Annotated in this window: 12 protein-coding genes; 3 read left to right on the forward strand and 9 right to left on the reverse strand. The window is 47.9% G+C overall.

Annotated elements, in window-relative coordinates; translation table 11 throughout:
• The first annotated feature begins 5 nt into the window (after nt 1–5).
• The 3 genes from dxs to ACED36_RS06375 all read left to right on the forward strand — a co-directional run bounded on the left by dxs (nt 6) and on the right by ACED36_RS06375 (nt 5,973).
• Nucleotides 6–1,868, forward strand: coding sequence for a 1-deoxy-D-xylulose-5-phosphate synthase (dxs, locus tag ACED36_RS06365; RefSeq protein ID WP_029486380.1), 1,863 nt, complete (start codon nt 6–8; stop codon nt 1,866–1,868).
• A gap of 191 nt (nt 1,869–2,059) precedes the next feature.
• Nucleotides 2,060–3,043 carry a substrate-binding domain-containing protein gene (locus ACED36_RS06370; protein ID WP_016959718.1) on the forward strand — a complete coding sequence of 328 codons (984 nt, stop codon included), beginning with the start codon at nt 2,060–2,062 and terminating at the stop codon, nt 3,041–3,043.
• Nucleotides 3,040–5,973 (forward strand): EAL domain-containing protein, encoded by a 2,934-nt coding sequence (locus ACED36_RS06375; protein WP_371732950.1) that lies wholly within the window; start codon nt 3,040–3,042, stop codon nt 5,971–5,973. Before ACED36_RS06370 ends, ACED36_RS06375 begins: the two co-directional genes overlap by 4 nt.
• A gap of 72 nt (nt 5,974–6,045) precedes the next feature.
• On the opposite strand, the gene pgpA is transcribed toward ACED36_RS06375, so the two are convergent.
• The 9 genes from pgpA to glyA all read right to left on the reverse strand — a co-directional run bounded on the left by pgpA (nt 6,046) and on the right by glyA (nt 13,555).
• Nucleotides 6,046–6,534 carry a phosphatidylglycerophosphatase A gene (pgpA, locus tag ACED36_RS06380; RefSeq protein WP_016959720.1) on the reverse strand — a complete coding sequence of 163 codons (489 nt, stop codon included), beginning with the start codon at nt 6,532–6,534 and terminating at the stop codon, nt 6,046–6,048.
• A 14-nt stretch (nt 6,535–6,548) separates the two neighbouring features.
• Nucleotides 6,549–7,520, reverse strand: a complete 972-nt coding sequence (thiL, locus tag ACED36_RS06385) for a thiamine-phosphate kinase (RefSeq protein WP_016959721.1) — start codon at nt 7,518–7,520, stop codon at nt 6,549–6,551.
• A gap of 67 nt (nt 7,521–7,587) precedes the next feature.
• The gene (gene nusB, locus ACED36_RS06390; protein WP_371732996.1) at nt 7,588–8,061 is read right to left on the reverse strand and encodes a transcription antitermination factor NusB; all 474 of its coding nucleotides are present in this window, start codon (nt 8,059–8,061) and stop codon (nt 7,588–7,590) included.
• Nucleotides 8,055–8,525: a 6,7-dimethyl-8-ribityllumazine synthase gene (gene ribE / locus ACED36_RS06395; protein WP_016959723.1), complete on the reverse strand. Its 471-nt coding sequence runs from the start codon at nt 8,523–8,525 to the stop codon at nt 8,055–8,057. Before ribE ends, nusB begins: the two co-directional genes overlap by 7 nt.
• 212 nt (nt 8,526–8,737) lie before the next feature.
• Nucleotides 8,738–9,847: a bifunctional 3,4-dihydroxy-2-butanone-4-phosphate synthase/GTP cyclohydrolase II gene (gene ribBA / locus ACED36_RS06400; protein ID WP_016959724.1), complete on the reverse strand. Its 1,110-nt coding sequence runs from the start codon at nt 9,845–9,847 to the stop codon at nt 8,738–8,740.
• A 96-nt stretch (nt 9,848–9,943) separates the two neighbouring features.
• On the reverse strand, nt 9,944–10,606 hold the full coding sequence (locus ACED36_RS06405; RefSeq protein WP_017005857.1) for a riboflavin synthase: 663 nt from the start codon (nt 10,604–10,606) through the stop codon (nt 9,944–9,946).
• An 8-nt stretch (nt 10,607–10,614) separates the two neighbouring features.
• A complete protein-coding gene (gene ribD / locus ACED36_RS06410) occupies nt 10,615–11,727 on the reverse strand; it encodes a bifunctional diaminohydroxyphosphoribosylaminopyrimidine deaminase/5-amino-6-(5-phosphoribosylamino)uracil reductase RibD (RefSeq protein ID WP_371732951.1) in 1,113 nt (370 codons plus the stop codon).
• Between the two features lie 8 nt (nt 11,728–11,735).
• A complete protein-coding gene (gene nrdR / locus ACED36_RS06415) occupies nt 11,736–12,185 on the reverse strand; it encodes a transcriptional regulator NrdR (RefSeq protein ID WP_016959727.1) in 450 nt (149 codons plus the stop codon).
• A gap of 119 nt (nt 12,186–12,304) precedes the next feature.
• Nucleotides 12,305–13,555 (reverse strand): serine hydroxymethyltransferase, encoded by a 1,251-nt coding sequence (glyA, locus tag ACED36_RS06420; RefSeq protein WP_017004674.1) that lies wholly within the window; start codon nt 13,553–13,555, stop codon nt 12,305–12,307.
• Nucleotides 13,556–13,787 lie beyond the last annotated feature (232 nt).

Raw genomic sequence — 13,787 nt, forward strand, 5'->3', positions numbered from 1 at the left:
AATTTATGACTCTCAATATCGCAAAATACCCAACGCTCGCGCTGGCGAATACGCCCGATGAATTGCGGACTCTTCCGCGTGACATTCTGCCTACGCTATGTGATGAGCTAAGAACTTATCTATTGAACTCCGTCAGCCACTCAAGCGGACATTTTGCGTCTGGCTTGGGCACAGTTGAACTGACGGTGGCGCTTCATTTCGTCTATAACACACCGTTTGATCATTTGATTTGGGATGTTGGCCATCAAGCCTACCCACACAAGATCCTAACTGGTCGCCGTGAACAGATGCCAACCATTCGTCAAAAGGGCGGGTTACACCCTTTCCCATGGCGTGAAGAAAGTGAATACGACGTTCTTTCTGTCGGCCACAGCTCCACCTCTATCAGCGCCGCATTAGGCCTTGCCATTGCTGCAGCCAAAGAAGGCCGTGAGCGAAAAGTGGTGAGCGTGATTGGTGACGGTGCAATTACCGCAGGTATGGCATTTGAAGCCATGAACCACGCCGGTGATGTTCATCCTGACATGCTGGTTGTCCTCAATGACAATGAGATGTCGATTTCTGAAAATGTCGGTGCACTCAATAATCATTTAGCCCAATTGCTATCTGGTAACTTCTATACCTCTATCCGTGAAGGCGGAAAGAAGGTGCTTTCTGGTGCGCCGCCAATCAAAGAACTGGTTCGTCGTGCAGAAGAACACCTCAAAGGCATGGTAGTACCAGGCACCTTGTTCGAAGAACTCGGCTTTAACTACATTGGCCCCGTTGATGGGCACGATGTGGAAGAGTTGGTTAAAACGTTGAAAAATATGCGTGGACTGAAGGGCCCGCAGTTCCTTCACGTGATGACCAAAAAAGGCAAAGGCTACGCGCCCGCGGAAAAAGATCCGATTGGTTATCACGCTGTGCCTAAGTTCAACCCAGCTGACAACAAACTGCCCAAAGCCCAAGCCTCAGGCCCAACGTTTTCCAAAATCTTTGGGGATTGGTTGTGCGACATGGCCGCAGAAGATGAAAAGCTACTTGCTATCACGCCAGCGATGCGCGAAGGCTCAGGCATGGTGCGTTTTTCGAAAGAATTCCCAGATCGCTACTTTGACGTCGCGATTGCCGAACAACATGCCGTTACCTTAGGCACAGGCATGGCCATTGGTGGCTATCACCCCGTTGTTGCCATTTACTCGACCTTCTTACAGCGTGGTTATGATCAGCTGATCCACGACGTTGCCACCATGAACTTGCCTGTGATGTTTGCTATCGATCGCGGCGGATTGGTCGGTGCTGATGGTCAAACTCACCAAGGTGCGTTTGATCTGAGCTTTATGCGCTGCATTCCTAACATGGTGATCATGGCACCAAGCGACGAAAACGAGTGTCGCCAGATGCTATACACGGGACATAAGCACAATGGTCCTACCGCCGTGCGTTACCCACGTGGCACAGGCTGTGGCGCAACCGTCGAAACATCCATGACCCAATTCCCGATTGGCAAAGGTGTGCTTCGCCGCCAGGGTGAAAAGGTGGCGATACTGAGTTTTGGCACCATGCTACCCTCAGCCCTGGCAGCGGCAGAAAATCTCAATGCAACCGTGGCAGACATGCGCTTTGTGAAGCCATTGGATGAAGCCATGATCGACGAACTTGTCTCAACGCACGATGTGTTGGTGACGGTTGAAGAAAATGCCATAGCTGGTGGTGCTGGCTCTGGTGTGGTGGAATATTTGATGAAGTCTCGCCAAATCAAGCCTGTGTTGCAAATTGGCTTGCCCGATACCTTTATACATCAAGGTACTCAGCAAGAGCTTCACGAAGAACTGGAACTTGACGGAAAAGGTATCGAGGCACAAATTCGCCGCTACCTCGAATAGTATTTCAACCTCGCAATGGTTCAACATACCCATCCCAAAAAACGGCGCTCAGGCGCCGTTTTCATATCTGCGTTCTTATAATATTTTGATCGTCGCAAACTCTAAGCGAAGTCTCATTTTTAAAACTACACTTAGTGAATATAAGTAAGTGCTTTTTATCAATTATTTATCACTAGGTGCGATAAAAAACCATGATGGCGATGAAAAGAATCCGTCAATGTTTCACCGTTATTATCTTGATGGCATTGTCTTCGCAGCATGCTGTTGCGGCCAACGATTCCCCTAAAAAAATCGCGTATATCGTCTCAGACAGTCGCATCCCTTTTTGGGATATCCTCCTTCACGGCATCGACAGCAGCGCACAACCTTTAAACTATCACGTTATTATCTATAGCGCTGAAAACTCCAAGCAAAAAGAATTGCAAAACACGATAGCCGCCATTCGAGACAAGGTCAGTGGCATCATTTTGTCTCCGGTTAATTCCTCAAGTGCTGTCACTGTGCTCAAACTCGCCAATCAGGCCAATATCCCCGTTGTGATTGCCGATGTCGGTTCTGATAGCAACGACTTCATCAGCTACATTTCGTCAGACAACTTCACAGGCGCACTTGAGCTCGGACAAATGCTGGTCAACACAATGAAAGCAAAAGGATGGCGCAACGGAAGCATCGGCATCATTGCGATTCCACAAAAACGAGAAAATGGCCGCGCACGAACCCGTGGATTTTTGGAAGCCATAACAACAGCGGGTTACAAGTCAGCAAACATTCACCAGCTGCGTGATTTTTCCTATAAAGAAACCTATGACTTTGCCGCGTCACTGATTAAAGCGAACCCAAACATGAGAGCTATTTGGCTTCAAACCTCCCAACAATACCAAGCCGCAATAGATGCGATTACAGAGGCACAAAAGCAAAATGAAATCTTGTTGATCTGTTTTGATGCTGAGCCCGAACTTACCAAAATGATCGCCAGTGGTCGTTTGGTGGGTGCGGGGATGCAGCAACCCTTTTTGATGGGAGAGCAGGCATTAGAAACACTAGATAAACATTTGAATGGAGAATCTGTAAAAAAGACAATTTCATTGCCCGTACTCTCCGTGTCGCAATCCAATCTCTCTTTGTTATTGCCTGACATTCAGCGAAATGTGCTAGGACAAGACATTCAACTATGAATAAATCGACAGATAGTAAGCCATCACTTTTTACGCATCTCATACTCGTTGTCTGCCTCGTTGTGATTGGTACATTTACGCTGTCCGCTCTTATCACTTACAACAATCAACGTGATGAACTCTTGGCAGACCTCGAGGGCAGTGCCCAAGAAAGTCTTTTGCGGTTAACCAGCACTCTAGCACCTTACTTATCGTCCTATTCGATCAACGAATATGAAAAACTCATTTATGCAGAAGCAAAACTCAAGAAATTTCATGCCGTTGTTATTGAAGATTACAAGATGGGAGGTATTGTCGGTGAGTCAGCCTACATTACTGGCTACGTGAAGACAGAAGGCAAACAATTTCAACCCTACCAACAAGGTATGCCACTCAACGACAATGCTGAAGCTAGCCTCTTTAGTGTCTCTGCACCTATCCTTTCCAAGCAGAATGAAAATCTCGGAAAAGTTACCCTCCATGTAAGCAATGACGTCATCCAAGATGAGTTACATTATCAATTAACACACACCATATTGACCAGTATTACCATTGCGACATTGCTTCTTACCGTATTGCTCTATTTTGCCAAACGCCTTTTCATTGGACCCATAGAGCAAATTGCTCAAGCTATCGCTGCGCAAGATGACAGTGGTATTCCACTCTCTCATGTTCCCGAATTTGGCAACCAAGAATTCTCATCACTCAGCCAAACCATGAATAACATGCTAGATGTCATTCGTTGCTCTCACCACTCGTTGCGACTGGAGCACTCTCGCTTACTAAATGTCATTGATGGGACTCGTACCGGCACGTGGGAGTGGAACGTCGAAACGGGGCATATTGACTACAATGGCGCGTGGCAAGGCATATTGGGCTGGGACATATCCGCACTCAATGGCCCACCTAATTTGGACTGGAAAGCGTTTATTCACCCCGAAGACAAAGTCGAGTCTGATACCCTTTTGGAAAAGCTGTTTAATAAAGAAATTGAATACTACGACTGTGAGGTCAAGCTACAACATCGCTCTGGATTCTGGATTAACGCTTTGGGGCGCGCAAATGTTGTTGAGTGGGATAAAAATGGACATCCACTAAAAATACTCGGCACACATCAAGATATTACCGCTCATAAAAAAGCCGAGGAAAAATTGCGATTAGCCGCAAAGGTGTTCACCCACACTCGGGAAGGGATCATCATTGCAGACAGTCAATCACGCATCATTGAGGTCAATGACGCTTTCACTCGCATTACTGGCTATTCCATTGACGAGGTTCGAGGTGAAAAGCCAAGCATTCTTCACTCAGGTCACCAAGATGCCGAGTTTTACAAGAAGATGTGGCAATCATTGACGGAGAAAGGCCATTGGAGCGGAGAACTTTGGAATCGCCGTAAAAATGGCGAGATATACCCAGAACTGCTTACCATCAGTTGCGTATTCGGCGAAGACAATAAGCCCATGAATTATGTCGCTGTTTTTTCAGATATAACGTCATACAAAGAACACGAGCATAAACTAAAACAAATTGCTCATTTTGATACGCTCACTGAGTTACCCAATCGATTTTTGTTAGGCGATCGCTTAAAAAGTGCCATGAAACATGCAAAACGCAATGAGCAATATGTGGCGATCATTTTTCTTGACCTTGACGGATTCAAGTCAGTGAATGATACCTACGGGCACGAAGTTGGCGACATACTCCTTCAAGAAATCGCAAAGAGAATGCAACGTTCAATGCGCGATAGCGACACAATAGCCCGTATTGGTGGCGATGAATTTGTCGCAGTTTTAACGGGGCTTACCTCACCAGAGGACTGCCCTCCTTTGCTTCCAAGACTCGTTGCCGCAACCTCTGGCCCCGTCAATGCCAATGGCAATTTGGTTCAATTATCCGCAAGTTTTGGTATCACCCTCTTTCCACAAGCAGAGGACGTTGATGCGGACACGCTTCTCCGTCAAGCCGACTACGCCATGTATCAAGCTAAATTGAATGGTAAACACCGTTATCATTTCTTCGACGCAGAGCTTGAACAAGCACTTAAAAATCAAAATGAGCATTTACGTTCAATTGGCTATGGCCTAAGAAAAAAAGAATTTTACCTGTGCTACCAACCAAAAGTGAGCTTTCGGAATGGCGAGATTATTGGATTAGAGGCCTTGATTCGCTGGCAGCACCCCACTCGGGGCAAGCTCATGCCCAATGATTTCATCTCATCCATAGAGAATCACAGTCTGATTGTCGAGGTGGGTGACTGGGTATTGGAAGCCACACTTCAACAACTAACGGAATGGCAAAAAAAAGGATTTGTCACACAAGTTAGCGTTAACATCGCCCCACACCAACTGATGCGGCCTGACTTTATGGATAAGTTAATATTGCTACTGGCGCGCTTCCCTCACATTCATCCCAATCAGTTACAATTAGAAATTCTTGAAACCAGCGCGTTGGAAGATATTGTTGTCGTATCACAGATCATCACGCGGTGTCAGTCCATGGGAATTTCATTTGCGATTGATGATTTTGGCACAGGTTACGCTTCGCTGACCTATCTCAAAAAGCTGCCTGCAGAAACACTCAAAATAGATCAAAGCTTTGTGCATGACATGCTGGATAACAACGATAATTTAGCGATTTTAGAAGGCATTATCACCCTGGCTAACACCTTTGGAAGAAAGGTTCTGGCTGAAGGCGTAGAGAAAAGAGAACAGGTACAACTGCTACTCTGGTTGGGTTGTGAATTCGGACAAGGCTTTGGCATTTCGCGCCCTATGCGCGCTGAAAATGTACTCGCTTGGACCAAGGAATGGAGACTCGACCCCACGTGGCATCAAAGCCCTAAGATCAAAGATGAACTTTGCCCACTCATAGACTCTGTCGTCATAAATCGCGCGCGCACCGAGCGTATGCAATCGTACCTGACAAAAAGAACCATCGGTAATACGAAATAACGGATGATATAAAAAACGGCGCTATCGCGCCGTTTTTCCGAGGTGTATTGAGGTCTAGCCATCACTTGGTTCTTACCACCAGCCCAGATAAGCGTGTCCTAACCACAGTATCACCATCGACATCAAACCAGCCACAATATCGTCGAGCATGATGCCGAAACCACCGTGAACTTTTTTATCCAACCAGCTAATAGGCCAAGGTTTGACCATGTCAAAGAAACGGAAGATCACAAAACCGGCCAAGATCGTCTGCCAATCCATTACCGGCACCAACAACATGGTAATCCAAAAGCCAATAAACTCATCCCACACAATACTGCCGTGGTCATGAACCCCCATGTCTTTTGACGTGCGGCCGCAAAGATAAATACCTATTGCGCTACCCAGAACAATCGCAACAGGGAGCAATGTCGTGGACAATGAAACAATCAATAAATAAACAGGTATGGCAGCCAAGGTGCCCATCGTGCCAGGGATCAAAGGAGAGAGGCCGGAGCCAAAGCCTGTCGCAAGAAGATGTACAGGGTTTGATAAGCGAATTTTACTGATCGGATTATTCATTTTTTTCTACAACCTTACGCTGAAAAATGGTCCCAACCAGAGAGAGACCAATCAACTTGTTTTCCCTCCCACATGACGTTCAAACCTTCACCATGACGGATCTGACCAATACAAGTAATTGGTGTGTTGGTATGGGTAAGTGCCGCATCCAACGCGCCACGATGACTCTCAGGCACAGTAAAGCAAAGTTCGTATTCTTCGCCGCTGCATAATGCCAACTTCGCGGCGGCCTCACGACTGCCAGCATACTGTAACAGTTCGTCAGATAACGGCAATTGATCAGCATTGACCACGGCAGAGACGTCACTGGCTTTGAGAATGTGCTTAAGATCAGCAATCAGTCCATCGGAAATATCCAGCGCTGAAGAGGCTATATCACGAAGTGATTGTCCCGCTAACACTCTGGGTGTCGAATAGTAGTGGCGATGCAGTAGCGTGTTTTCTATGTCATTTGAAGGGGTGTTATCACGCAAGATAACATCTAGCCCAGCCGCGCTATCACCTAGCGTTCCGGTGACATACAACCAATCACCTGCGCTTGCACCATGGCGACAAATTGCTTTGCCTGATGGGATAAAGCCTTGCAGCGTAATGGTAATGCTCAGTGGGCCTTTGGTGGTGTCTCCACCAATAAGTTGGACGTGATAATATTCTGCGAGTTTGTAAAAACCGTCACAAAAGCTTTTGAGCCAGACTTCGTCTGATGAAGGCATTGTGAGTGCCAAAGAACACCATGCAGGTATTGCGCCCATCGCAGCGAGGTCACTTAGATTCGACGCCAGCGCTTTGTGTGCCACTTTCATAGGGTCAGCATCAAGGAGAAAGTGATTGCCAGCCACCAGCGTGTCTGTCGTCACCACGAGCTGACTGCTTTCTGGCATGGTCATCACTGCAGCATCATCACCGATGCCCAGCACAACGTCTTTTCTTGAGACAGGCTGTGCTTTGAAGTAACGGTTTATTAAATCGAATTCGTTACCAGCCATCATTCCTTTCCAAGCAAACGAGAATAAGAAAAAGGCCAGCGAGGCTGGCCTTGTCATTACTTTTTATTTATTTCTTTCGCAGAGTCGGTACTGCTTTATCCAGCACCCCGTTCACGAATTTGTGGCTGTCTTCGGCGCCGAAACGCTTCGCCAACTCAATCGCTTCGTTGATAACCACTTTGTAAGGAACATCTTGGCGCTTGCACAGTTCATACATAGCAAGACGCAGCAGTGCGTGCTCCATCTCATCCAGATCTTGGATCGGGCGAGACAAGTACGGACGCATTTTGCTGTCCATTTCTTGGTAGTTCAAGACTACGCCCGAGAACAAATCACGGAAGTACTCAACGTCTGTGTCTGGTTGACGAAGACGTGGCTCATCAGCCTGGTGTTCTTCTTCTTCGTAGTTATCTGCCGCGAGAAACTGTGCTTCAATATCAGCAACGTTGCCTTTGGTCAATTGCCAAGAATAAATGGCTTGTAGTGCAAAATGACGCGCATTGCGTCGTGCGGCTGGTTTCACGATAACCCCCGTTAGGATTCGATTTGGGACAGGACATTTACCATTTCAAGCGCGCTCAGTGCAGCCTCTGCCCCTTTATTACCAGCCTTGGTACCCGCGCGTTCGATGGCTTGTTCGATGGTATCTACGGTTAGCACGCCGAAAGCAACTGGAGTATCAAACTCTAGTGCTACTTGTGCCAAACCTTTGTTACATTCTCCGGCCACATAGTCAAAATGTGGCGTACCGCCTCGGATCACAGATCCTAGCGCGATAATTGCGTCGTAACGACCGCTTTTTGCAACACGTTGCGCCACTAATGGCAGCTCGTAAGCACCAGGACAACGTACTACAGTAATATTTTCTTCGCTAACTTGGCCCTGACGCTTCAGCGCATCAATAGCACCGTCCAGCAGACTTTCGTTAATGAAGCTGTTGAAACGAGATATAACGATAGCAACTTGAGCATTTGGTGCTGCGAATGCACCTTCGATTACCTTCATGGGCCTTCCTGTGACTTTTTTATCCGGATTAGAAACCGCGGGATTCTAACACACTTTTCTGCAAAGCATCCAGCGCTTATCCCTCTTGGCTCACGCCCTGCAAGGAGGAGGACAGGAGCGGGAGCAAGCGGATGAAATCTGTTTAACATGACTAAAAAACGCAGCGGTTGCTGCGTTTTTCTCTGTACGTTTATTGGCGGTGTATAGCCAGCTTAGTCACAAACGTACTCTACCACTTTCAAGCCAAACCCTGATAATGCATGGTAACGCTTGTTGGCCGAAGAAAGCAGGCGCATTTCGGTCACCCCTAAATCTGCCAAGATTTGCGAGCCCACACCGACACGACGACTGGTGCCTTGCCATTTTGCTGACGCTGGCTGGTCGCCGTTATCTTGCGCTTCAAAAGTACGTACTTTATTGATAATAGCGTCAGAGGTCGATTCTTTACCCAAGATCACCAAAACACCGCCATCGGCGTTAATACGTTTCATGGCATCAGTCAGTGACCAACTTCTTTCCGCTGAACGATCGGAATGGAGCAGATCAGTGAATGTGTCTTGAAGATGTACACGCACCAACGTTGGCTGATTAGACACTTCGCCTTTGAGCAGCGCGTAGTGTACTTGATTATCAATGGTGTCACGGTAAGTAATCAGGTCAAACTCACCATATTCCGTCGGCAATTTACACTTTGCCACACGTTCAATGGTGGTTTCATTGTTATTTCGATATTCAATCAGGTCCGCAATAGTGCCAAGCTTGATGTCATGCTTCTCGCCAAACACTTCTAAATCAGGACGACGCGCCATGGTGCCATCTTCATTAAGGATTTCGACGATAACTGCGGCTGGAGAGCACCCTGCCAAACGCGCCAAATCACAGCCAGCTTCAGTATGACCCGCACGGGTCAACACACCACCATCTTGAGCCATCAACGGGAAAATATGTCCTGGCTGAACCAAGTCAGCCGCAACCGCATTAGGTGCAACAGCGGCATCGACGGTACGCGCTCGGTCGGCCGCAGAGATCCCCGTGGTGACACCTTCAGCCGCTTCAATAGACACCGTAAAGGCCGTGGAAAACTGTGCATTGTTGTCGCTAACCATCAAGGGCAAGCCAAGACGCTGGCAGCGCTCTTTCGTCATGGTCAAACAAATCAACCCTCGGCCGTACATCGCCATAAAGTTAATCGCTTCCGGTGAGATTTTTTCGGCGGCGATAATCAGGTCGCCTTCGTTCTCACGATCTTCGTCATCCATTAAGATGACCATTTTTCCATGACGAATATCGTCAATGATTTCTGCAGCGCTACTGATCGGCATTGTTCTGTCCCTGTTACTGTCAGTGCACATCGGCACGGTATTATTTGTCTACGCGAGTTAGCCCTGAGAGCTAACGACGTTATTTATCTAAGCGAGTTATCTAATAAAACCAGATTCAGCAAGTTTTGCCATGGTAAGCCCACCCGTACCTGCTTGTTGAGCGGCACGATCACCCATCATCAGGCGCTCTAAATAGCGTGCGATAACATCAACTTCAAGGTTAATCTGCTGACCGACGCGTAACACTTCAATGGTCGTTTCAAGCGCAGTGTGAGGCACAATGGTCAGCTTGAAGCGATTGCCATCGACATCATTAATGGTAAGACTAATACCATCAATGGTCACCGAGCCTTTTTCTGCCAAATATTTGGCAAGACTTGCTGGGGCTTCCAACCAAAATTCGATAGCACGGCCTGATTGCGTGCGAGATACCACGGAGGCCAAGCCATCAACATGACCCGACACCATGTGACCGCCAAATCGCGTGGTAGGTAGCATGGCTTTTTCAAGGTTCACGACCTGACCCGCTTGATACGTCGTAAATGCGGTGCGCTGAAGCGTTTCCATCGAAAGGTCAGCAACATAGCCATTACCCGTTAATTGCACGACGGTCAGGCAAACACCATTGGTCGCGATACTGTCACCCAATTTCACATCCGATAAATCCAGATTGCCGCTTTCTACGGTCAGTGAAATGTCTTTGCCTTTTGGTGTGATTTTTCCGATGCGACCAACCGCTTCGATAATTCCTGTAAACATACGATTCTTTACTGCTTTTTCATACGAAGACGCACGTCATTACCCATTTGGCAAACATGCTTCAATTCAAAAGAGGGCACTTGATCCATCGCGGTCAAACCGCCGAAATTCGCCAGTGCGCGACCATCTTGCCCGATCAGTTTAGGTGCTTGATAGAGAATAAGCTCATCGACAAGGCCCGCGTTTAGCAGACTACCCGCCAATGTAGCACCCGCTTCCACCCAAAGATGATTAATGCCTTTTGCGGCAAGCGCTCGCAATGCGACATTCAAATCCAGCCCATGTTCATCTTTGGGAACACAAATCACATCAACATTTTCATGCGGATACGACACGTCAGTCGACGCCGTCAACATGATGATCTCACCCTCAAGGGTGAACAAATGCGCGTCCGGTTTAACCTTGCCATGCGTATCGAGAATAACGCGTACAGGTTGACGCAACGAACCGACATCATAGTCAGCTTGAATGCCCTTCGGCAGTTGCGCCCAACGAACATTCAGGGAAGGATTGTCATCCAGTACTGTCTGACTAGTCGAAAGCACAGCACCTGATTGGGCGCGAAAAACCTGCACATCGGCTCGCGCTTCGGGTCCGGTGATCCATTGGCTCTTTCCGTTTGACAATGCCGTTCGACCGTCAAGGCTCGCCGCCAGCTTTAGCTGTACATACGGCAATCCTGTTTTCATCATCTTGATGAAACCCGCATTCAGCGCTTCAGCTTGCATTTGCATCAAACCAACATCCACTTGAATGCCAGCGTCTCGCATGCGCTGAACACCGCGCCCTGCGACTTTCGGATTGGGGTCAACCATGGCGCAAACCACTCGGCTGACACCAGCAGCAATTAATGCGTCGGCACATGGCGGCGTTCTACCATGGTGCGAGCAGGGCTCCAGCGTGACATAGGCTGTCGCGCCTTTTGCTTTTTCACCTGCGCTGCGCAAAGCATGCACTTCAGCGTGCGGCTCGCCAGCGCGAAAATGAAAACCGTCACCAACAATGTCATCATCTTGCGTGATCACACAGCCAACATTGGGGTTCGGTGCAGTGGTAAAGATGCCGCGTTTCGCCAAATCAATGGCGCGCAGCATCATGTCTGAATCAAAAATAGAAAACATGTGATCGCTTACTTTTCCAGACGAGCAATTTCTTCGCCGAAGTCTCTGATGTCTTCAAAGCTATGGTACACAGACGCAAAACGGATATAAGCCACTTTATCGAGCTCTTTCAGCGCTTCCATCACCAAATTCCCTACCATGGTTGACGACACTTCGCGTTCACCGGTGGCTCGAATCGTTGATTTTATGGTGTTGATGGCCTTTTCGATATCGTCCGTGCTGACAGGACGTTTTTCCAGTGCTCGCTGAATACCACCGCGCAGCTTATCTTCGTCAAAAGGTTCTCTATTGCCATTGGTTTTGATGATACGCGGCATCACCAGTTCTGCTGTTTCAAACGTCGTATAACGTTCGCTACACGCCAAACACTGACGACGGCGACGCACCTGATGGCCGTCTGCGACCAATCGTGAATCAATGACTTTGGTGTCATTCGCACCACAAAATGGACAGTGCATCTCGCCTCCTCAAACAATTGACCAACAGTGTACCCGATTTAATCGCAAGGGTAAGCGGTGTTAAAGGAATTTCGGGCACAAAAAAAGCACCCGAAGGTGCTTTTTCAATCAGTCATAACTTACGCGTAAACAGGAAGGCGTTTGCAGATTTCCAACACTTTCGCTTTTGTCGCTTCAATCACTTGCTGATCGTTGATGTTATCCAACACATCACACATCCAGTTTGCCAATTCTTTAGCATCACTTTCTGTAAAGCCACGACGCGTGATCGCAGGCGTACCAACACGGATACCAGAAGTCACAAACGGGCTACGTGGGTCGTTAGGCACACTGTTTTTGTTCACAGTAATGTTCGCAGCCCCCAAAGCAGCGTCGGCTTCTTTACCGGTGATGTCTTTGTCAATGAGGTCAACCAATAGCAGGTGGTTTTCAGTGCTGTTAGAGACGATTTTATAACCGCGCTCTTGGAACTGACCAACCATGGCTTTTGCATTAGCAACAACACGATGTTGATACGCTTTGAACTCAGGCTCCATCGCTTCTTTGAATGCGACCGCTTTTGCTGCGATAACATGCATCAATGGGCCACCCTGACCACCAGGGAATACTGCTGAGTTCAGCTTCTTGTACATGTCTTCGCCTGCGTTAGACAGGATAAGACCGCCGCGAGGACCGGCCAACGTTTTGTGCGTTGTGGTGGTCACAACATGTGCGTGTGGGATGGGTGTTGGGTAAGCGTCAGCTGCGATCAAACCCGCAACGTGTGCCATATCAACAAACAGGTAAGCACCCGCCTTGTCCGCGATTTCACGCATACGCGCCCAATCTACGATTTGTGAGTAAGCAGAAAAACCACCGATGATCATCTTAGGTTTGTGCTCAAGCGCCAGCGCTTCCATTTCGTCGTAGTTGATTTGACCCGCTTCGTCGATACCGTAAGGGATCACATTATAGTGCTTACCAGAGAAGTTTACTGGTGAACCGTGAGTCAAGTGACCGCCGTGTGCCAAGCTCATGCCCAGAACCGTATCGCCTGGGTTCAGCAGAGCCATGTACACAGCGCTGTTTGCTTGAGAACCCGAGTGTGGCTGTACGTTTGCGTATTCTGCGCCAAACAACTCACAAGCACGATCAATCGCCAATGCTTCTGCTTTGTCTACATATTCACAACCGCCGTAGTAACGCTTGCCTGGGTAGCCTTCTGCGTACTTGTTGGTTAGCTGGGAACCCTGCGCTTCCATAACACGAGGACTGGTGTAGTTTTCTGACGCGATGAGCTCAATGTGCTCTTCCTGACGTGCTGTCTCTTCTTGGATCGCGGTAAATAGTTCCGGATCGTAATCAGCAATATTCATGTCACGCTTTAGCATCTGTATCTCCTGACTCAGATTGTTCCCTAGGCTAACGAATGTAACCAAGCTGACCGAATGACTCGTTGAAACAAAGCATCAGGTCAACCTGGTTAATACCTCACAATGGATAGATGACTGTCAATTCAACAACGTCAGTATCCGCGTAGACGCAAACGTTTTAGTCATGACCATCCTATCGCTGCGATTCTACAAAATTTGTTGCGCAACAGGTAGTAGCAATCACATTTTT

It is taken from the genome of Enterovibrio sp. FF113, assembly GCF_041439165.1.
GTDB classification, from domain to species: Bacteria; Pseudomonadota; Gammaproteobacteria; order Enterobacterales; family Vibrionaceae; genus Enterovibrio; species Enterovibrio norvegicus_A.